Annotated in this window: 19 protein-coding genes and 2 riboswitches; of the genes, 10 read left to right on the top strand and 9 right to left on the bottom strand. The window is 46.4% G+C overall.

Translation table 11 applies throughout. The features are described from left to right. The first annotated feature begins 363 nt into the window (after positions 1-363). The 5 genes from WC647_19310 (at position 364) to WC647_19290 (ending at position 7,155) form a co-directional block, all read left to right on the top strand. A complete protein-coding gene (locus tag WC647_19310) occupies positions 364-1,788 on the top strand; it encodes an alkaline phosphatase (GenBank protein ID MFA6224454.1) in 1,425 nt (474 codons plus the stop codon). A gap of 114 nt (positions 1,789-1,902) precedes the next feature. Further along, positions 1,903-2,080: riboswitch (cobalamin riboswitch) on the top strand. A 354-nt stretch (positions 2,081-2,434) separates the two neighbouring features. Further along, positions 2,435-2,941 carry a hypothetical protein gene (locus tag WC647_19305; protein MFA6224453.1) on the top strand — a complete coding sequence of 169 codons (507 nt, stop codon included), beginning with the start codon at positions 2,435-2,437 and terminating at the stop codon, positions 2,939-2,941. Between the two features lie 38 nt (positions 2,942-2,979). Then, a complete protein-coding gene (locus WC647_19300) occupies positions 2,980-5,436 on the top strand; it encodes a TonB-dependent receptor (GenBank protein MFA6224452.1) in 2,457 nt (818 codons plus the stop codon). 18 nt (positions 5,437-5,454) lie between these two features. Beyond that, a complete protein-coding gene (locus tag WC647_19295; protein ID MFA6224451.1) occupies positions 5,455-5,964 on the top strand; it encodes a hypothetical protein in 510 nt (169 codons plus the stop codon). Positions 5,965-6,006: 42 nt separating this feature from the next. Further along, positions 6,007-7,155: an adenosylcobinamide amidohydrolase gene (locus WC647_19290; GenBank protein ID MFA6224450.1), complete on the top strand. Its 1,149-nt coding sequence runs from the start codon at positions 6,007-6,009 to the stop codon at positions 7,153-7,155. Positions 7,156-7,171: 16 nt separating this feature from the next. Here the strand turns inward: WC647_19290 and WC647_19285 are convergent, their stop codons facing one another. The 5 genes from WC647_19285 to WC647_19265 form a co-directional block, all read right to left on the bottom strand. Further along, complete coding sequence (locus WC647_19285) at positions 7,172-7,957, bottom strand: ABC transporter ATP-binding protein (GenBank protein ID MFA6224449.1); 786 nt, start codon at positions 7,955-7,957, stop codon at positions 7,172-7,174. 18 nt (positions 7,958-7,975) lie between these two features. Continuing rightward, a complete protein-coding gene (locus WC647_19280) occupies positions 7,976-8,980 on the bottom strand; it encodes an iron ABC transporter permease (GenBank protein MFA6224448.1) in 1,005 nt (334 codons plus the stop codon). Between the two features lie 20 nt (positions 8,981-9,000). Next, positions 9,001-9,951: a helical backbone metal receptor gene (locus tag WC647_19275; GenBank protein ID MFA6224447.1), complete on the bottom strand. Its 951-nt coding sequence runs from the start codon at positions 9,949-9,951 to the stop codon at positions 9,001-9,003. Between the two features lies 1 nt (position 9,952). Next, positions 9,953-11,020 carry an energy transducer TonB gene (locus WC647_19270; protein MFA6224446.1) on the bottom strand — a complete coding sequence of 356 codons (1,068 nt, stop codon included), beginning with the start codon at positions 11,018-11,020 and terminating at the stop codon, positions 9,953-9,955. A 117-nt stretch (positions 11,021-11,137) separates the two neighbouring features. Beyond that, positions 11,138-11,326: riboswitch (cobalamin riboswitch) on the bottom strand. Between the two features lie 114 nt (positions 11,327-11,440). Continuing rightward, positions 11,441-12,103 (bottom strand): hypothetical protein, encoded by a 663-nt coding sequence (locus tag WC647_19265; protein MFA6224445.1) that lies wholly within the window; start codon positions 12,101-12,103, stop codon positions 11,441-11,443. 403 nt (positions 12,104-12,506) lie between these two features. On the opposite strand from WC647_19265, the gene WC647_19260 reads away from it, so the two are divergent. Then, positions 12,507-12,839 carry an RNA-binding protein gene (locus tag WC647_19260; protein MFA6224444.1) on the top strand — a complete coding sequence of 111 codons (333 nt, stop codon included), beginning with the start codon at positions 12,507-12,509 and terminating at the stop codon, positions 12,837-12,839. An 88-nt stretch (positions 12,840-12,927) separates the two neighbouring features. Here WC647_19260 and WC647_19255 read toward each other — a convergent pair whose 3' ends face one another. Then, positions 12,928-14,022, bottom strand: coding sequence for a 4Fe-4S binding protein (locus WC647_19255; GenBank protein ID MFA6224443.1), 1,095 nt, complete (start codon positions 14,020-14,022; stop codon positions 12,928-12,930). A gap of 102 nt (positions 14,023-14,124) precedes the next feature. Further along, entirely contained in the window at positions 14,125-14,538 is a 414-nt protein-coding gene (locus WC647_19250) for a MarR family transcriptional regulator (protein ID MFA6224442.1), read from the bottom strand. 286 nt (positions 14,539-14,824) lie between these two features. Between WC647_19250 and WC647_19245 the strand changes: the two genes are divergently transcribed. The 4 genes from WC647_19245 to WC647_19230 all read left to right on the top strand — a co-directional run bounded on the left by WC647_19245 (position 14,825) and on the right by WC647_19230 (position 18,622). Beyond that, positions 14,825-15,085 carry a hypothetical protein gene (locus WC647_19245; GenBank protein MFA6224441.1) on the top strand — a complete coding sequence of 87 codons (261 nt, stop codon included), beginning with the start codon at positions 14,825-14,827 and terminating at the stop codon, positions 15,083-15,085. 236 nt (positions 15,086-15,321) lie between these two features. Then, the gene (locus WC647_19240; protein MFA6224440.1) at positions 15,322-17,052 is read left to right on the top strand and encodes a thiamine pyrophosphate-binding protein; all 1,731 of its coding nucleotides are present in this window, start codon (positions 15,322-15,324) and stop codon (positions 17,050-17,052) included. 12 nt (positions 17,053-17,064) lie between these two features. Further along, positions 17,065-17,613: a carboxymuconolactone decarboxylase family protein gene (locus tag WC647_19235; protein MFA6224439.1), complete on the top strand. Its 549-nt coding sequence runs from the start codon at positions 17,065-17,067 to the stop codon at positions 17,611-17,613. A 40-nt stretch (positions 17,614-17,653) separates the two neighbouring features. Beyond that, positions 17,654-18,622, top strand: a complete 969-nt coding sequence (locus tag WC647_19230) for an MBL fold metallo-hydrolase (GenBank protein ID MFA6224438.1) — start codon at positions 17,654-17,656, stop codon at positions 18,620-18,622. 267 nt (positions 18,623-18,889) lie between these two features. On the opposite strand, the gene rpsU is transcribed toward WC647_19230, so the two are convergent. Together rpsU and WC647_19220 are read right to left on the bottom strand one after the other, a co-directional pair. After that, positions 18,890-19,093: a 30S ribosomal protein S21 gene (rpsU, locus tag WC647_19225; protein ID MFA6224437.1), complete on the bottom strand. Its 204-nt coding sequence runs from the start codon at positions 19,091-19,093 to the stop codon at positions 18,890-18,892. A gap of 357 nt (positions 19,094-19,450) precedes the next feature. Continuing rightward, a complete protein-coding gene (locus WC647_19220; GenBank protein MFA6224436.1) occupies positions 19,451-19,744 on the bottom strand; it encodes an RNA-binding protein in 294 nt (97 codons plus the stop codon). Between the last annotated feature and the right edge of the window lie 384 nt (positions 19,745-20,128).

The raw sequence follows: 20,128 nt of genomic DNA, 5'->3' as shown, positions 1-20,128 counted from the left end.
AGGATACAGACCCTTAAAAAGTTGAGTCTTGGGTCTGTCGACCCGACGAAAAACCAAGGCTAGCCCTCCAACGGTCGTGAAAAAGCCGAGAATCACTCCCCGCCAAAATCGCGTGGTGGATTTTGGATTTGGCCATCAGTTGACTATTTTGGGTAATCTTGAATAGAAGATCGTAGAATTAGCACGACTCAAAAACGAGAAAATCATTTCTGGATAAACTCAGGGGCAGAGCGGATTTCTTACAGACTTTCATCCAGTGAAAAATGATTGGAAAAATGAAGTACAAGAACTAATTTACTCTAATGTTAGAATTATTAGAGTTGGTCAATCCGGATCATAGATACAACCTCTAAAGGGAAGAAAGTGAGTACATTGAGAAGGCATATAGTTGCGACAATAGCTGTCGTCCTTGTGTTTGCAGTCAACCTCGTCGCTTATGCTGAGTCGAATGGCCTTGAGAGAGCCAAAGGCGTTATCCTTCTCATAGGAGACGGGATGGGGATCAATCAGGTCAAGTCAGCCGATATGTATGCAAAGCGTGTCTTGGAAAGGGATCTGGCGATCGATTCTATTCGGACATCCGGACTTACCACAACGCACGCGGCCAATTCTGAAGTCACGGACTCCGCTGCGGCAGCGACAGCTCTTTATTCAGGTTACAAGACGAACACTGGTCAATTGAACATCTTACCTGATGGAAGAAAGGTTTCTAACGTCGCAGATGCCGCAAAGAGAGCCGGATTGTCTGTGGGGATTGTAAGTACTTCCCGGTTGACCGACGCGACACCGGCAGCAGTATACAGTAGATCTCCACGTCGCGACCAGGAAGCCTACATTGCAGAACAACTGCCGGATTTCTCGCCTGACGTGATCCTAGGCGGGGGGTGGTCGTATTTTGCCCCATCAAATCAAAATGGTAGCAAGAGGAAGGATCAGAAGGATGTCATTGAACAAATGGAAGGCAGGGGTTATGAGTACATAACAAATGCCTCGGAACTGAAAGCCGTGAATCCAAAAACAGTCGATAAACTTTTTGGATTGTTTGCTAATGGAAACATGGCCTATGCAGTTGATCGTGAAAACAATCCTGTTTTTTCTAATCAGCCCAGTCTCGCTGAGATGACCCAAACAGCGCTTTCAATCGTAGCGAAAAATCCTAAAGGTTTCTTCATCATGATCGAAGGTGGGCGCATTGATCATGCCTGCCACACTCATGACATCAAGACAATGATAAGCGACATCCTGGATTTTGACGCAGCCGTAGGAGTTGCTTTGAATTATCAAAAGATCCACCCTGATGCGCTGGTAATAGTGACGGCGGACCACGAAACCGGTGGGTTGACTCAATTGGAGGGAACTGAATTCACCATTGATCCTGTCCCACTTGAACCAATAAGGCGGAGTCTGTTTTACCTTGAAAACAGGATCGAGACGGACCCCAGGCATCAAGACGCGATATTGAAATCCGCAGGGTTGAGATTGACGGAAGAGGAAGCCGAATTACTTAGAAACTATCAAACGAAAGCAGTTGAGGACAAAGCTTCGGGGAGCGGAGACACCGCCAAAAGTGGCAAGTTTGCCAAGTATGCGACCCTAAACGCTCTGAGTACGATAACAAGTCAGCGCGCTAAAGTGGAGTGGACTACATTCGGCCATACCGGAAAACCTGTCGGCACCAAAGCGATTGGTCCTGGGGAAAAGCAGTTTTTGGGAACTTATGACAACACGGATATAGCCAAGAAAATGGCAGAACTACTGAACGTGTCTATACCCAAACCAGCGCTGTAACCAAATCAAACATCGAGTATGAAGCAATCTTCCGCAGAGATGACTCGTCCATGATGTTTCCGAGCGAACAAAAAGTTTGACATCCCGCAGAAAGATAATCTAAACTACTGCCGGATAATGTACAAGAAAATATATTAGGAATTCTCCAGGGGAAGACGGTGCGACACCGTCGCTGCCCCGCAACTGTGACCGTGGACGAAATCCGTGATAAGTCAGAGGAGAGTCCTCTGGACGACACGGAGAGTAGGTTGAAACGGAAGCCAGAACACCTGGGTATGTTCCGAACCCTAAAAAAACCTGCGCGGGCAGGGAAGGGAATATGGAATCGTGCCAAGCCCTTTCACCGTACAGGTGGGAGGGCTTTTTATTTGACAAAACAGTGAGGTCTGGGGACCTCGGGTTCCGCTGCAACGGAACCCAAGGCAGATGGGGAATGGTTCACTTTTCCCTTTCCCATTATTTTCCCACCTTTACATAACCAAGTCAAGTTTGGCCTTGCGTCACAATGGGGTCCAACAATCGCTCGTCAAATCAGTCATGAGTTTGGCGCAGATGAGTTGTTTGTTGAGCATGTATGGATATAAACAGAATTAAATCAAGTCGTTACACGTTCTGCAGCTTTTGTTTTTCAAAATCGGAGGTCAAGATGTTTCGTCTACCATTAAGCCTGATTATGATTTTTTCATTTTTTCTGGTTACAAGTGGCTTTCCGGAAGCGTTGGCTGGCGACGTTCCTCAGAGCTGCCAAACATTTCCCTCGTCCTGTGAACCCAAGTTAGTCCCCTTAACTTACAAGGAAGAAGGTCCCGTCAGAAGTATTGTGATCAATGCTGTAGGGCTTCTTAAGGCGACGATTCAGTTACCGTTCAGGGCGATTGAAGCTGTCTTGCCTGTAAATCGCTCAATGCCATGCGCTCCGCAGTGTCCTGTTGTCGGACCCTTGCCACGTAAGGCTGCCAACGGATGCGGAGGGTTTCAACTGCCGCCTCAATTAGTACAGGAACATAGATTACCACCGGTAGAGCCAAATAATCTCCTGCAGGGGCTTGTTAATATCCCCGGGGCCATCGCCCGGGACGACCGCTGGTTTGGGGACCTGTTTCGGGATAATCCCAACGGACCTTACTCATATGGTCGGTCGCCCAGGCCGTAACTTTACCGTCGGTCTCTAAGTAATGGAGTAACAGTCTCATGAGAATTAGTTATAAGCATATTCCTGAAACCTCAATCAAAGTTGTCGTGGCATTATTCCTGAGCCTATTAGCGTTTGACCTAGGCCTGGCCCAGGATTCGGCTTCGGTTCCGTCCGAACAACTGCCAAGTGTGCAGGTCCAGGCGCCGGCGGCAGGTGGCGCATCCCGAGCAGCGAGGTCAGAGGAAGGATTCGGATACGGGGACCCCATACCTTCAGGACAACCCTTTTCAGACTTTGCCCCTACCAGGTCGGAGGTAGTTTCCGCTACCGGTCAACCACAGAACATCGCCGCAGTTCCGGCAGCTATAAGTGTCATTGAAAATAGAGGGGTGACAGCTCTAGGTAGGACCGGTCTTTCGGATGTGGTCCAGGGGCAGCCGGGTGTGTTTTCAATGGGAGGGTTTTCCGGTAACGCCTTTGACGCGCCCATAGCAATAAGGGGTTTTAGCAATGAGACGACCAATAGAACCTCTTTGTTGTGGGATGGGGCCAACCTGAATATGCCGAGAACCGAAAGCAACACCAATTTCATATTCCCGGAACTTATTGAACGTGTTGAAGTGTTGAGAAGTGATGGGACAATTCCATTTGGAGATAAGGCCATAGGGGGTTCAATAAATATCATTCTCAAGAAACCCCGGCTAAATCCGGGAACTTATTTTGGAGCCGAGGCCGGTTCCTGGGGCCAGGATAGAGAGTGGGCGGCGACAAACATCATTAAGGACTCTCTAGCGCTAGGTATATTCATGGGCAGGTATAATGAGCAAGGTTGGAGAACCTATTACGGAAACAACGACTACGACGAGCCAATTTCGCGACCTGGTCCATGGTCTCTAATGAACGTTTATGGGAGCCTGAACTGGAAAATCTCGCCTAATTTGACGCTCGATGTTAGCCATCTGATTTCAGACCAGAATGTGCCAAATTACTTTGGAATAGACAAGGATAGATGGCAACGTAGGGATATCAGGGATATAAGAGCTGATGCTTACGGATACCGAGCGTTTGACGATCCCCCAGAGCATCGTGGAGACAATTTCTCCATGGTCAAACTTTTTTACACAGGGGAGAATCTTGGAAATCTTGAGATCACATGGGCGGGGCGTACATATAATCGAAGCATCCCATTCTATTTTGGCTGGGGTTCAAGTTCCGACCAACGGTGGACAGACTCAAGCCTGTATTTCAAATATACCCGCACCGACCGATACTCCTTTCTCCGCAACGACCTAACCCTGGGATTGGACTATTCAAGCGGCAGATTCGTTAGGGAATCTCGCATCATTTCATCCTTGCCTACCTGGAATTATGGCCTTACCCATTCTGGATCGACAAAAGTTGATCGAGATTTAGTCGGTTACTGGATGATGAACCAGACACGATTCTGGGACCGGCTTATTCTTACTCTTGGATACCGAATAGAAGACTATGATTTGAAGGATTTATATTCAGAGTCAATTTATAGCACCGGCACGGTAAGGGGCCGGATCAACCCCAACAAGAGCGCTGCCCAGTACGGTCTTGGTTTTGTATATGATCGCGAACTGGGTTCCGACATTTACTTCAAGCATTCCACGCCATATCGATTCCCAAATTTCGATGACATGATCAATCTGGGGTGGGGCGGTTGGGGAAGTCATCCTGACCCCATCTGGCTGTTGCAACCGGAAGACGGCACTCTGGAAGAAGTAGGAATCAGACACTGGTTCACACGGAACATCTTTGTTGGCGCTACATATTATGAACTGGACATGAACAACGAAATTTACTGGGGGCCTGACCCGGATCCTGCAAAGGGAGGAAAAAGCAGGAACATCAATGTTCCGAATGTTTCACACTCAGGGGTTGAGATTGAATCGTTGATAAGGATAACGCCCCGCTGGAAAGTAAAATCCAACTACACCAGACAGAAGGTTTACTTTGGTCACAACTGGCAAACTACTGACACTCTACGACGAACGACGCTTGACAAATGGCTCAGCTTAAATCCCAGTGATATGGCCAACGTGGAGCTAATTTACGACAACAGGGAATGGGGTTTCTCCGGCATGATAGCGTATCATTATGTGGGGAGCCGTTTTCTGTTGAATGACGTATTCAACGAACAGCCTGACCTCGAGGCCTCGAAATGGGGAGACATAAGTTTTTCGCAGAAATTCTGGGATGGTCTGGCAGAACTGTATTTTGGAGTCAGGAATTTCAGTGACCGCCAATATTCCCCTCAGGGTTCCTATGCTTCATACTATACGGCCCCATTTGATATCCAATATTATTCGGCCCCCGGCAGGACGTATTTTTTTGGTCTGAAAACCAAGCTGGATTTCGACAAGATGAGAATGCCCACCATCTCAGATCTCACAAGAATGCGTCAGAGGCTATACGGTTCAGTTACTGATGGATTTTCATCGGCCCAGGGGGCGGCGACCTGGATGCGTAACCTGACTACATTCTGAAAAGGCGGAGGTGCAAATATGATCAAAAATATATCTATTGTAGCATCCTTGATAGTTTTGAATTTTGTGGCCACTGGAGCAAATGCCGGACAGCCTTTTCCCCTTCAAAATTCAATTGAAATTACCTGTACAGATAAACCTGTGCAATTGGGTTTCTCTGGTGGGGTTATTTTTAGGGCCACTTGTCCCGGTATATGGTCGATCACTCACCAGAGAATTGACGAGTCTTCTTTCAGGAGGAGATTTTTTTCCTATAAGCACTTTACGTTCAAAGGCTTCTGGGAAATAAAAGATCAAGGTATGATTGAAGCAGTCCACCACTCAACTAGAGAGCTTTTCATGGTTTTACCCGGCGACTTGATAGAATTTAAACTGTTGGAACCGGATTGTAACTGCAAAATTGACATAACGAATATTGGTTACATTAAAAAGGCAGGACTTTGTGAATTGCAGGAGTGGCTTGTTTACAATTCTTATATGGAAAAAGCGAATTTATCGGAAAAACGAATATTGGATTCCGGACGTTAGAATTTCCGACAATGGATCGTCCAGGTTCAGCGAGGTTATGGGATGCTTCTAAAAAAGTGTTTTGATTCGATCGAAATACATCGTGAGGAAAAAATAATTATCTTCAAACTACTTGAGCCTTATCGAATGATCTCCACATGCCGAATTGGAGGCGGACTTCGAGAAGATGTAAGGTTTGTTTGCAATCATCAATGCTGTGAACCATGTGACCATTTCACATCAATAAATTCGATGATGGTCGAAGACCCTGGAACTTATCATACTTTCATTTCCGATTATTATGGTCTTCCATCGCATAACACGGTAATCCTGGAAACTGCGGCCAATATGAACAACGCTTCTATTGAAACCGAAAAATTTCAGGACCTTGAAATCACAGTAGCCTGTACTGCCGGGGTGGAAACGAATTCTATGAGAGCGGGCGATCCAGCGGCCATTTATGAAATTGACGGCAGATTTGAGATCATTGATGATGGTTCTTTTTCTTATGCCGGCACAATCAATATGATAATATTTATCAATCGTGAGTTGACACCAGCCGCTTTGACTGATTGTGTAATGACCGCGACTGAGGCGAAAGCCGCCGCTTTGCAAGAACTTGGAATTAACTCCAGGTACTCTGATTCACTTGCCACAGGAACCGGAACTGATCAAATCCTGGTGGCTTCTCAAATGGGTCCCGGCCTACCGATAAGTTACGCCAGAAAACATACCAAACTGGGCGAATTAATCGGGCGAACATGTCTCAGGGCCATCCGGGAGACATTGGTGTGGCAGAATTCATTGACGCCAAACGTTCAATGTTCTTGTGTGACTCATCTCGGGCGATTATGTCCGGATGAACAGACTTTTTGTGATGGGGTAGGGCGCTTCCTCAGATCTGATCACTCAGCTCTGTTCAGAAAAAACATAGTGAGTATTAATTTGGATCCACCGACTGTCGCAGCCTTGGCGGCCTTAATCCATATTAGACACAAACGCGTCTGGGGTGTTTTACCGGAAAGTTGCGTAAAGGAAATCCTTGTTTCTCAGGGGGCGATGATAGCCGCAGCCGTATCGGGAAAGTATACGAAGCTAGAGTATTTCTTGAACGAACTCTCCGATAGGAATGTTTCTATCGACCCTCAAGAGTTTGTCGCATTTGTATATGAATGCTTTGCGCTGGGGTTCACCGAAAAATGGCCGGCATGAGTTCAGAAAATAGTGATTAGATCCTGCCTAGAGGGGTGATCCTTGGGGACATTGTGACAGGATTGATGTCTACAAAAGTCCTCACTTTGAAAGCTTCAGCAAGGTTATGCTCTGTGACGACTTCGCTTGAACTGCCTTCGGAGATAATTCTTCCATTATTCATGAGTTTTAGTTGATCGCAAGCCCTGCACATGAAGTTGATATCATGTGAAACTGTTATGATTGAAATACCTTTATTATTAATTTGGTCCAATAATTCTGTTAAATTCATCTGGGAATAAATATCAAGATGATTCGTAGGCTCATCAAGAATGAGTATTTTGGGTTCTTGCGCTAAAGCTCTAGCAATTCTGACGCGTTGTTTTTCTCCACCTGAAAGTGAATAAAATTCGCGATTTGTTAAATGGTCTGTGTTTGTTCTAATCATGGCGTCTTGTACTATTTTTCTGTCGAGATTGCTCTCGAAGTACAATCCACCGTGATGAGGTGATCTACCTAACGCCACATATTGCGCCACATTGAATCCGAATTCTAAATTTTCCTCCTGTGCGACTATCGCAAGTTCTGTGGCAATCTTTTGTCTGGACAGGGAGCTTAGATCAATATTGTGGAGACTCACAACGCCGGAAGTTGGTTTTAATACTCCGCTCAATACTTTGATAAGAGTGGATTTGCCGGCTCCATTCGGGCCGATTATCCCATAGAAATCTCCGGCGCTTATTGAAAGGCTGATTTTGTCCAAGGCGATAGATTCATTAAAAATTACGCTTATAGATCTACACTCAAGTATGCCGGGCTTCATCAGATTACTGTTCCACAGTCAATTTCTATTCCTGAGTAGCAAATAGAGGAAAAATGGCCCTCCACTTAGGGCCGTAATTACGCCCACCGGAAGTTCAACAGGGTAGGCTACGAGCCTCGCCACAGTGTCGGATACAACTAGAAATAAAGCTCCACCGAGGAATGCGGTAGGTAAGAGAATCCTATGATCCGGTCCAAACAATAACCTCATTGAATGTGGCGCAACAAGGCCGACAAATCCAATGGTTCCCGAAACACTCACTACGGCGCCGGTAATCAATGCGGATGCAGTCATCAGAATGAAACGGTATTTCTGAACATCAACCCCTAAGTTAGAAGCTGATTCCTCGTCTAAAACAAGAAGGTTCAATCTGTTGGCGTTTAGATAAATCAACAAGAAACCTGCCAAGACTATTGACCCGGAAAACACTATCTTGTCATAATCTGCAAGACTGAAATCACCCATGAGCCAGAACAGCACACGCTGTAACTCATTTGAACTGGTAACCGACATGATCAGAAGCATCATCGCGTTCATCAGAGATCCCACGATGATGCCGGCTAGAATTACCGTATTTATGTATGCTGCGCTCTTCCGTAAAACGGCCAGTATATAGACAAGCCCCACTGCTATCAAACTACCCACAAAGGACGCAATAGATGTCGAGACTAACCAGTCACTCTTTAGGAGGCTTATTGAAGTCACTGCGCCCAGGGCTCCCCCTGCGGCAATTCCGATTATATATGGATCGGCGAGAGGATTTCTCAATACACCCTGAAAAACCACGCCGGAACTGGCCAGGCCGGCCCCAGCAATACATGCGAGCAATATTCTCGGTAGCCGATAGGAAAAAATAACGGCGTACATTTTACTGTAATCAACTGGATGAAAATCGAGGTTCCATAGATCCATAAATCCAACATTGGTCGTGCCCACCAGTAATGAAAATAAAACCACAATTAAAAGCGTGACACCCAGAATGAAGCTTACTGTCAAAGTTCTTTTAAGTATATGGGATTGCATGATGCACGGAAGCCGCCAGGTCATCGGTCTTTGGCGTCACTGCGGAGTGTGTTTGACTGAGTTGGGATACCAGGAATTTCAGGGTGTAAGAATTTCACCAATTTTTCTAACCCATCAATGGTCCTTACACCCGGGCGAGCCATCAGGTCAGCGTCCAATTCATATACTCGTTTGTTTTTAACCGCTTTTAAGTAACTGAAATCTTTCCACTGATCGACGCATTCTTTTTCACGGCATTCTTTGTCCAACATGAGTATCAAGTCGGGATCACATTTGATTACTTCTTCAATGCTAAATTTAGGATATTCAACCGTGGTGTTTTCAGCAATATTTGAACCACCGGCTTCTCTTACAAGAGACCCAAGAAACGATCTGCCTCCGGCTACCACAAGTGGGCGAACTCCAATAACAAAAAGGACCGTTGTTTTCTCTACTCCATCCATTAGTTTTCTGATTGATATTCGACGGACTCGAATGTCATTTACAATGCGGCCAGCTTCGTCATTGCTTCCCAACAGTTTTCCCACATTGTTGATGTTTTGTTCTATCTGTTCTATGTTTGAACTATCGTCTACATAAACTGGAACCCCGAGAGATTTCAGGCGCTGTATAAATTCCGGCTTTATACCTGTTTTGGGCGCAAGGACCAAGTCAGTGCGCACGGACATCAGCTTTTCAAAATCTGGACTACCATATGAGCCTATGTTCGTGACAGCCTTTGCCGCCTCTGGAATGTTACATTTAGTTGTGCGACCAACCAACCTCGAACCGGCTTTCAATTCGAATACCAATTCTGTGAGGCTCGGCGCTAAGCAGACAATCCTTTTGGGGGACGCTTGAACACAGACAAGCGCTCCTAGTGAGTCTTTCACACAGACGACGTTAGCGGAATCGCTCCATACTTTTCCCATAACCGTAAGAAGCGCTATGATAGAAAAAAACAAAATGAACGCATATTTGAACATAGCCATTTCACGATCTTTTCTTGAATGTTATCGGCACTACGTAATTGATCTTTTTGTGACCCAATATTTCCGGAATAGCCGGAAAGCGAGTTGACGCCTTTTCAACAATTGTAAGAGCTGCTTTATCCAGAAGCTCTGATCCGGATCTTTTCACAACGGTTAATTCCTCGATCGAGCCGTCACTAACGACGATAAAAGAAACCAGAGCCTCTCCATACTCTTTCTTATGCAAAGCCTCTTTCGGATAGTATGCGACTTTATATATCGCTGACAAAACCATTTTCTTGAATTTGTCCGCTTCTTCTCCCTGGGGGGCTGCGGATCGCTGTTCAGCTCTTGCAACAGATGGCAAACTTGCCACAGAATCCTGAAGGGAAGGACTGTCAGAATTTACATAATCCCTTTTTGCAGGGTTTTGAGGAACAGATAAATCTCTTTCTGCCAGTTTGATGTCCTTTTCATCCGCTGTGTCTCTGTCACTAGAACCATCACAATCAAGATCCTTTCCGTTATCAGTCTCAGTTGAAATGTTCTGTGGTTTTTTTGAGGTTTCTTTCTCATTTTTGTCTTTTTCCCCTTTTGATCTCTTGGCTATTGATGGACAGGAAGCGGTGGATTCGAGAGAAGCGTGTCCACTATCCCAAACTATCAAGGCGTTGGGGTCTATCAGTTTCACAAATATTTGGTCCGGCGAGCTTCCGTATTGACCGATCGATCCAGCGCTAGCCGAGAATGCGATAGCAATTATTAGGGCAATGTGAACAGTTGTGGAAATAATGCTCGGGATGATGTCCATACCCTTTCGCCATGAACGCAAATCGGAATTCAACGAAATTACAGGGGTATCGCTAAACGGTTCGAAATCCTCCAAAAACAGGCAACGTTCGGACAGGTTTGCTTCCCGGCCTTGAAAAGAACTGTCAAACGAGTAATCCAGGTTGAAGTCGACGTCTGAGTCTAAGTCGGCGTCAGAGCGTTTTGACCTGAAGAATAATTTGAGGAGAGATAGTCCTGAATTCTCCAAGAAGCTAAAGTGACCCCATTCCGCCGCGCTAGAATTACTCAGTGTAGCCATAGCTATTCACCGTTGGTTGGCGTCGGTGTTTTCAGGTCATACAAAAAACAAAAACCCGAGCCATGAAATGACTCGGGAATGCGCCCAGTTTTCTTTTCCCCAAGTTTTGCCCGTCATTCGCAGGGCTATGTGTCAGGCAGGTCTTCTGGCTCCCGGATCATTCTACTTACCCACGCCTTCCCATCTCGTCAATCGAGAAAGTGGCTATCTGCGGGCTTTCGTCCCCGGTTACAGCGGCGGGACCGCGTCGGACTTTAACCGACTTCCCTATTAAGCTCTATGAGCGCCTATAATGATCAAATTATCGAAAACGTCAGAGCGAGTCAACAATCAAAATCGCAAGATTGAAAAAAGAATGAACCACGCGTCAAATTGGTTTGTTTTCCGATAGAATCACTAAAATTGATCCATTACGAGAATTCATGTCTTTCGACGCGCAGCCAGGAAGAATGTCACAGCGGACAGGGTGAGACCGATGACAAAAATCTTCCACTCGAAAGGATCCGGAAATCCACCTTCCATGATGTTTTTGTAATCCCAACAAAAAGACACTATCACTATTACGCCGCCGATAACAATCAGCAGCCAGTCCCTCCATTTTAGAAGGAGAGGGCGGCCTTTGTCCTCGAAAAAGAGGACCACTAGACCAGCGATGATAAGAGCTATGGAAATTATTACCGGAGCGATAACAGGCCCTACCCATGGCACTGGTATCAAAAACAACAGGTCCCAGGTCATTAGGTTCGCCGGCCAGTCAAGAAAAATCCGCAACCATATATAGAAAAAAATGTCCCAAACGCCGAAGGCAATCATGAAATTGGCCCAGGCTTCACGACGATTATTGGCTGCAGCCGCGCCGACAGTCGCTAGCATTACCATGGTGCAGAACTCTCGCGCTATCTCAATTTTCAGCCTGTGAATATGTTCGGGTCCGAGACTCTCAAAGTAAGCTAGGGTCAGAATAGGAAATTGGAAACCCCCTTCGGTGAGAGGATAGTAGAGGGCTCGCAGGTATTCAACAACCGAAGCTTCAACATATCCAAAAGCGATGGCCCAAATGATTACCCATCCGACTTTTTTCATAATCAGGTTTTTCCCGTCCTGAAGCGTTCGGCAATGGCAATAAACTTGTTCCTGTCAGTTATTATCAGGCCGTTACTTGTGTGGGCAAGAAATTTATTATTCTAATTACCGAAAGATAAAATATTTGAAACTTTTTTCCAAATGTGGCGGTCAATTTTATTTGACCGCTGAAATTGGAGGATATATAATACGATACAATATGAGCTTGTATTTCTCCAGTCGTCCTACTTTTAAGGGCCCACGGGTGTTATGCGAGTAGTGAGAAATTAGATCGTGCGGCCCGTGCCGAGGATAATCCGCCCTAAATCCAATCGATTTATCCCCGTTCACAAAGACCCGCTATCTGTCAACCAAACGCTCTCTCACGAAATGTGTAAGGCGATTATCCAAAAGGAGCTAGAGAATGAGTATTAACATTTATGTCGGAAACCTGTCTTTTGATGCCAACGAGGCAGAACTCAAGGGATTGTTCGAAGAGTATGGCGTAGTGGATTCTGTCAAGATCATATCCGACAAGTTTACGGGCCGTTCCAGGGGATTTGGTTTTGTTGAAATGCAGAACCGTGAAGAAGGGCTCAAGGCAATTAAGGAACTTGATTCCAAGGATTTCGTGGGTAGAGCGCTGAAATTGAATGAAGCCCGCCCCAAGACCAATTTCGGTGGCGAAAGGTCAGGCAACGGAGGCGGTGGTCGACGAGGAGGCGGCGGCGGTGGGGACAGAGGGTCCCGCTGGTAAGCTGAATTTTCTAGATAATTAATTTTGAAGAATACAAGAGAGCCCGCTTTGGCGGGCTCTCTTTATGTAAGCCCCATTCTTAAGCTGTTTAACCCTGAAACTTCTTGATGACTGCGAGTGGAATCAGTGTTTTTCCACGGGCTGAAGCGAGTTGCGTGACGTAGTCGCGACCGGTTGCGGGCGGTTCTTTTCGTTCGGTTTCAGGTTTCATTTTCAAAGATATTGCGTCGCTTGGACAAGTTGTCACGCAGAGACCGCAACCAATACATCTGTCGCGATCGATGTTCGCCACATCATCAATTTTGATGGCGTCCATTTGGCACCTATCCAGACAGGTCTCACATGCTGTACACGACGAAGGGTCAACTTCAGCGAAATAATTCGTCAGAACCATTTCTGCTGGTTTGGGATGAAGCTTGATGGATCTCAAAATTCCGCAACAATCACCGCAGCAGTTACAGATTCCTCCAGTGTCCTTTGAAATAAAGGGCTGAGGCACTAGCCCGGCTTCTTCACATTTGCCTAAAATATCCGCTGCTTCTTCTTTAGAGATGAAACGTCCCATGCCCTTGTCCACGTAGTACTGGGCATGGCTTCCGAATTGGAAACAGGTTTCCAATGGTTTTTCGCATCCTTTTTCTATGAGCCCCTGTTGGACTCTACATACGCAATTTGCGACTGAAATTTGATCCTTGCCCTTTACTATCTCCTGCAAATCTTCATAGGGAGCGACCTGCCATAAGTGATTTATTGACTTGTTTACCGGTACCGTCCTCATCGGAGCGGCATGGGCTAATCCGTCTTTACCAAACGCCTCCACGAAATAGCGTTCAAACAGTTCGGCAAATTCCTTGTCCATGCTCTTGACTTGGTGTTCAAAAGAACCAACCACGAAAGGAGCGGCCCCGTACTTCACCACGCCAGCTTTCTTGGTTCTAAAAATCAGTCCTTTTTCAAACATTGTATCGAGGAGCTTACTGGCGTTGGTCTCGTCCATTCCAATGCGTGCGGCTATGTCTTGAGCTGTCTCGAGCATCATACTCAGGTTCAGATACATTCCAGCTTCGTCTTCGTTGAACAGTTTTTTAAGGATCTGAATTTCAACTCCAGACTCGGTAGACGGGAATCCAATGGAATACTGATCCATCTGCTCACGCAGATCTTGGTACAGGTGTATGGACATCTTATTTTAATCACCTCTGAATAAGGATAAATCTGCGGTCAAAAACCGCAGCGCCACAACAAAAAGGTCGTATATTTTGTATGCTAAAGAAATGCTCGGAATTTAACGGTTCATATCTTTAAGAAGCCTTTTCAAGAGGACCCTTTCTTCGATTGAAAAGCCTTTCAGGATTTCTTCATTCGAACGTTCTCTCGCCAAGATAAGTTCATTCTCATGGACCCTGGCCTTTTCTCCCAAATACAGCCTCAGTGAGCGTTTATCCTCCTTGTCCACCTCCTTGATCACCCAATCTCTCTCGGCCATACGATCCAGCACACCAGACAACGTAGCGCTGTCCAGGGAAAGCTTTTTGCCGATATCAGTGGCTGATGACCCTTCTTCCCGTCTTATGGCCTCCAGAACAAGAGTCTGTACAGGGGTTAGCCCATAAGTAGAAAGATGCCTTTTCATGTTTGAGTGGGCCAACTGGTAAGCTTTTGCCAGTAAAAATACTATGCACTCTTCGTTTGTAACCATTGAAACCTCTTGTATACAAGATAATTAATCCGGATATTTTGTCAACAAAAATTTGATAACCCCACCATGGACCATCAGCTTTGACAGCCTGTAAAAAGATCTGACACCGGGAAAGGCATTCCGCTCAACATTTATGACATGTAACTAGCTAATATAATGATGAGTTAGGAAGGTGGCCTCGATATTGCTTAAACAGGTCGGTGTGGCAATAAAGGAGCCGTCCCCCCAAAAAAACAGAATGAGGATGCAGTGACATCGGCCCCAATTTTATCGTAGGAGACGCAAGATGGATCGTTTTGACAGGTGTTGGGATATTCAGGAATGCGCACACAAGGAGCAGTGTAGCGTTTACCCGCATTATGGAAGGTCATGCTGGCTGATTAAGGGGAAGCTTCACTCTCTGTTCGTCAAGGACGATGAATTCATCTGTGACAAATCTTGTGAATCCTGTGAAGTTTACCACTGGAATATGGCTTTTCTTGGCCGAAGGCTCAATGAATCTGCAGTCAAACCCTTTCATGGAATTGCCTCAGTAAGCAAGACATAGTAGTCTGTCAAATATCAATCGCGCCAATGATTGGATCCCACTCGATAACGCTACTTCCAGGTAGTTGATCGTCCCACCCTGTTTTTCTGTCCTGTTAGCCAATTAACACATTCCAATTTGTAGGTCGGTGTCGAAACCTTATATGAAAAAAGGCGTCTAGCATATTATGCAGAGACGCCAAATTCTCAAGAAAGGCCCCGATATGCATCGAGGACTTAAATTTAGAGGAGATCAAAATGAAAGGGACTCATTACATATTACAAGCCCTTGCAGCGGAAGGAATTGACGCTCTTTTTTTTGTTCCTGGAGGCTTGATAGATCCTTTCCTGAACGCATTTGAGAGCACATCTCAAATAAGGCCAATAGTAGCGGCTCAAGAGGGCGGCGCCTGTTACATGGCCGATGGATATTCCCGCGCAAGTAGTAATTTTGGCGTTTGTATGGCCATCGGGGGGCCTGGTTTGACAAATATGACGACTGCGGTCTCCACCGCGTGGACTGACGAGTCCCCTGTGCTAGTTCTTAGTGGTGAGGTTTCCACTTCCATGGAAGGACTTGGTCAGTTTCAAGACGCAAGCGCGTCGAGTTTTAATGACACGGAAATTCTCCAACCTGTCACCGCAATGTCTCTCAGTGTGGAGAACCCACTTTTGCTTAATCACCATTTTCGCAAAGCGCTGGCTACCATGTTTGGTCGACGCAAGAGCCCGGTTCACTTGAGCTTGCCGCATGATGTACAAGAAGCTGATATATCTGTGGTTCATCAGCGTTTGGACAGATCGCTGAGGGAACCGAAAATATTGGACGTCGTAGCTACCGATCGTTTCTGGGCTAAAGTGGCTCCGGGTAAGGATTTCGACAAGAGGGCCGACAAAATCGCTATTCTTGCGGGAAATGGCGCCGAAGACTCAGACGCTTCAAAAGGATTGCTAAAATTTGCCGAGACTTTTCAGATCCCTGTCGCAACCACACTCAAGGCCAAGGGTGTTTTTCCTGAGGATCACCAACTTTCTCTCGGAGTGTTCGGTTACGCAGGGACCAGACACGCCTCGACGACGATTTTGTCTAATGATCTGGAATTGCTAATGGTCTTGGGATCAAGTCTTAATGAGAGAGACACGATGCACTGGAACTCCCGGCTAGTTCCCCAGCGTGGGCTGTTTCAGGTCGATATGGTTCCCGAATCTATAAACGCAGTCTGCGGAGGGGGAACCACTATCATAGGAGATGTTGGCGCCTTTCTTGAGAGACTGATGTCCGAACGAAATGACTCGCTACGTTACTTAGAAAACGGAAAAACTGTTCGCCAGGAATGGATCGACGGTATAAGGAAGCTTCCTCGTCTTTATGACGCTGAGAATTGTTCGAGTGACTCGATCCCTATTCACCCGGCACGCATTGTGACGGAACTAAGAAGATCTATGCCTCGGGAGACTATCGCTCTCGTGGACAGCGGAGCGCACCGGGCCTTTGCAGGCCAATACTGGGTCAGCTACGAACCGAGAACTTATATCTCCGCGGCGAATCTGGGCCCTATGGGTTGGGCTATCCCTGCGGGAATAGGAGTAAAGATGGCGAGGCCTGACAGACCTTGTGTCGTGATCACAGGCGACGCTTGCATGCTCATGCACGGTCTGGAAATACAGACAGCGGCCAGGTTTAATGTTCCGGTAGTCTACGTTGTAATCAACAATGCGGCTTTTGGAAATGTTTGGCTTCGAGCTTCAAAAATGGGACCAGGACCCGCTGCACTGACATCACTGCCGGATCACGACTGGGCCGGGGTCGCCAGATCGCTTGGAGTGAATAGCCTGACGGTTCGCAAGCCCGAGGAACTGGCGCCGGCTTTCAAACAGGCCCTTGAATCAAACTCAGCTTTTCTGGTCGATGTAAAAGCAGACAAGCGTTTTGGAACTCCTGTTGAGCCATTCACAGAATCTGTCAAGTCCTGGAGTTACCACGAATAGAGGAGATTAGTGATGTCGACTTTGCCTGATTTGAGCGGGAATCTCACCGATGAAGCCAAGAAAATTTACGATGACATCCTGGCGAGACGGTTGGCCCAGGGGACTAATGTAAGGGGCCTCTACATTCCATTGATGAATCACCCTGAGTTAGCTCAACTTATTGAGAGGTTAGGATACTATCTTAAATTTGAGGGAAAACTTCCTAGAGACGCCTATCAATTTGTTGTATTGTCCATTGCCAGAAAAATTGGAGTCGCTTATGAGTGGCTGGATCATCAGGCGTCCGCTAGGGCTGCTGGTTTAAGTGACACTCTGATAGACGCCATCCTGAAGGTTGATCGTGACGCAATACATCATCCGTATTCTGTAATCCTCGACACAATCGATGTTGCGCTAGAGTTCAAGTCCATCCCCCAAGAGGTTCAGAATGAGATGATAAAACTCTATGGAGTTGAAGGTCTATTAGAAGTTGTAACTTTGTGCGGATTCTACCAGATGGTAGGTGAAATAACCCAGGCATTCGACGTACCCCTTCCTGAGGGTGTTACGGCTCCTTTTTAGGCGCTCACCCGCCAGTAATTTGCAAATGAAAGGACTGAAAATGACTGCAACCGCAACACGTCTTAAACCCACCAACAGAGTAGAAATAACAATACTCGTGGACAACTACGTTGACCTGCTCCTTCCGGACGAACCAGGAATAGTGAGACCATCTTTAGCTAAAAACGGAACAATTCTTTCAAAAACCTTGCTCGCTGAGCACGGACTGTCTCTTCTAATTGATACGTGGGATGGGGAAACGACGCGAAGAACACTGCTGGATACCGGCTATAACGCTGGAACGCTGCTCCATAACATGCAGACCCTCGACTTGGATCCTAAGAGCATTGACGCGCTAGTCATAAGCCATGGCCACATGGATCACACAGGCTCCGTGAACATGGCTCTTGAAGCCATAGGAAAGCCTATCCCTATTGTATGCCACCCCGATATGTTTCGAAATCGGTTTTTAGAAAATCCCCAAATGGGTTTGGTCAAGTTTCCTCAGCTCGCCAACCGTGAACAGATGGTTGAACGGGGCGCTCAGTTGTCCGAAGGTCGGGGTCCCACCCTAATAGCTGGAAGCACAGTCTTGGTGACTGGTGAAATTCCACGTGTCACAGATTTCGAGAAGGGCATGCCCGGAGCACAGATTGAAATTGATGGGAAATTAGGCATAGATAAGATTGAAGATGATCAGGCGATTGTGATCAATTTAGCTGGTTGCGGCCTCGTGGTCATCTCGGGTTGCGCTCATTCAGGTATAATCAATTCCATGCTTTACGCTCAAAAAATCACCGGCGAAGAGAAAGTCTTTGGAGCGCTGGGTGGTTTTCATCTGATCGGACCTGATATGGAGTTCTTGATTGAATCTACAGTCGAGGAACTAAAGAAAATAGCTCCGAAGCTCATAATGCCAATGCACTGCACCGGACGAGTAGCGATGCAAAGACTCCAGTCTGAATTTGCCGATCGTTTTGTATTGAGCAGTGTGGGAACAAGATTGATTCTGACGGCTCGAGCTTGCTGAATTATATTTTTGGAGTGGATATGACGGGATCTGAACCCACAACTCCGGGCCGAAAACGCATTTTAAAAGACCCTGATTATAGTAAAACTGTAACGATTTCAGGGACTTTTAAAATACCCTAATATCAGATACCAAAGGGCTGCACGAACAAGTGGCGCCAAGTCACTTTGAGCGACGGCGCCCCATATCGGAGCCTGAACTGTATTCATCGTGGCGACAACGAAACGACAGCGCATGCGCTGTCGTAATCAGTCTCAAGAAGCTCTATCAGTTAAACCGTCGCATTCTCCTAAGTTTCTTCATAAGCCTCTTTCTGGCTAATATGGCCTTTTTCTTTTTCTTAACGCTAGGCTTGTCGTATGCTCGCCTTCTCTTAGCCTCTCCAAGAACCCCGGATTTCACCAGTTGCTTCTTGAATCGTCTTATCGCGTTTTCAAATGGTTCGTCCTCTCTGACCACGACACCAGGCATACTTATCCGCTCCTTTCCTTGAGCAGTTCAGTCCGGAGATTGTGATCAAACGTGGACAGCATGGAACCACCCCGCTCGATTACAATCAGAATTAACATGTTTGATCGTGACAACAACGTTTCTAAAGCAGTTTAGGCAATTTTGGCGGCAATATATTCGGTTACCAGGCAAAGAAAATCTGCGCTCCGCAAAACAACCCGAATGTTTGTTCGGGTCATTGAGCTGGAAATAGACGCCAAAGCCGTAATCCAAAATTATGGGGTTCCTTCCCGAAGATTCTATTCTATGAAATTGGCAGGCCAGAAATCGTGGTTTCGAATTCCAGCCTGGTTATTTTACCTAGACTTATGGTACGGATTACCAGCGCGATCCGCCGTTGCCTCTGGGCCTGTCTCCTGAATTTGTCTTTGGACGAGCCTCGTTCACTTTCAGACTGCGACCACCGAGGTCTTTTGAATCAAGTTCCTGGATGGCTCGAAGACCTTCCTCACGATTTTGCATCTCGATAAATCCAAATCCTCGGGATCGATTTGTGAATTGGTCAACGATGATCTTAGCCGAATCCACAACTCCATAGGGTTCAAAAAGACCGTTAAGCTCGCCCTCGCTCGAATCGAAAGACAGATTTCCAACATAAATTTTAATGCTCATTTTGTAGCTCCTTAAGAAAAGCGCCTCACACATTTTGCGATAGCGCATTTACGGTAAAGAACAAGGGCTGTTTGTGAACGGGGATAAACCGGATGGAATTACCGCGAGAAGTCCTCGGCACTGGGGCCTATGTCCCAAGATCTTAATCTTTGCATAACACCCGCGGTCCTTGACGAGAGGTCAACTGGAGAAACACAAGTTAAGCTTTAGTAAGTATGATAAGCTATCAATCTTTACCTGTCAAGTGTACTGCCTAAACCAAAATCCACCACGCGATTTTGGCGGGGAGTGATTCTCGGCTTTTTCACGACCGTTGGAGGGCTAGCCTTGGTTTTTCGTCGGGTCGACAGACCCAAGACTCAACTTTTTAAGGGTCTGTATCCT

It is taken from the genome of Desulfomonilaceae bacterium (assembly GCA_041662605.1).
Lineage (GTDB): Bacteria > Desulfobacterota > Desulfomonilia > Desulfomonilales > Desulfomonilaceae > CAJBEZ01.
The sequence above is the reverse complement of the archived record's forward strand: the minus strand, read 5'-3'. Positions and strand labels throughout refer to the sequence as shown.

Coding starts and splice junctions, on each gene's coding strand:
- WC647_19305 (MFA6224453.1), top strand. CDS start 2,435: ATGTTTCGTCTACCATTAAGCCTGATTATGATTTTTTCATTTTTTCTG.
- WC647_19300 (MFA6224452.1), top strand. CDS start 2,980: ATGAGAATTAGTTATAAGCATATTCCTGAAACCTCAATCAAAGTTGTC.
- WC647_19295 (MFA6224451.1), top strand. CDS start 5,455: ATGATCAAAAATATATCTATTGTAGCATCCTTGATAGTTTTGAATTTT.
- WC647_19290 (MFA6224450.1), top strand. CDS start 6,007: ATGCTTCTAAAAAAGTGTTTTGATTCGATCGAAATACATCGTGAGGAA.
- WC647_19285 (MFA6224449.1), bottom strand. CDS start 7,957: ATGAAGCCCGGCATACTTGAGTGTAGATCTATAAGCGTAATTTTTAAT.
- WC647_19280 (MFA6224448.1), bottom strand. CDS start 8,980: ATGCAATCCCATATACTTAAAAGAACTTTGACAGTAAGCTTCATTCTG.
- WC647_19275 (MFA6224447.1), bottom strand. CDS start 9,951: ATGGCTATGTTCAAATATGCGTTCATTTTGTTTTTTTCTATCATAGCG.
- WC647_19270 (MFA6224446.1), bottom strand. CDS start 11,020: ATGGCTACACTGAGTAATTCTAGCGCGGCGGAATGGGGTCACTTTAGC.
- WC647_19265 (MFA6224445.1), bottom strand. CDS start 12,103: ATGAAAAAAGTCGGATGGGTAATCATTTGGGCCATCGCTTTTGGATAT.
- WC647_19260 (MFA6224444.1), top strand. CDS start 12,507: ATGAGTATTAACATTTATGTCGGAAACCTGTCTTTTGATGCCAACGAG.
- WC647_19255 (MFA6224443.1), bottom strand. CDS start 14,022: ATGTCCATACACCTGTACCAAGATCTGCGTGAGCAGATGGATCAGTAT.
- WC647_19250 (MFA6224442.1), bottom strand. CDS start 14,538: ATGGTTACAAACGAAGAGTGCATAGTATTTTTACTGGCAAAAGCTTAC.
- WC647_19245 (MFA6224441.1), top strand. CDS start 14,825: ATGGATCGTTTTGACAGGTGTTGGGATATTCAGGAATGCGCACACAAG.
- WC647_19240 (MFA6224440.1), top strand. CDS start 15,322: ATGAAAGGGACTCATTACATATTACAAGCCCTTGCAGCGGAAGGAATT.
- WC647_19235 (MFA6224439.1), top strand. CDS start 17,065: ATGTCGACTTTGCCTGATTTGAGCGGGAATCTCACCGATGAAGCCAAG.
- WC647_19230 (MFA6224438.1), top strand. CDS start 17,654: ATGACTGCAACCGCAACACGTCTTAAACCCACCAACAGAGTAGAAATA.
- rpsU (MFA6224437.1), bottom strand. CDS start 19,093: ATGCCTGGTGTCGTGGTCAGAGAGGACGAACCATTTGAAAACGCGATA.
- WC647_19220 (MFA6224436.1), bottom strand. CDS start 19,744: ATGAGCATTAAAATTTATGTTGGAAATCTGTCTTTCGATTCGAGCGAG.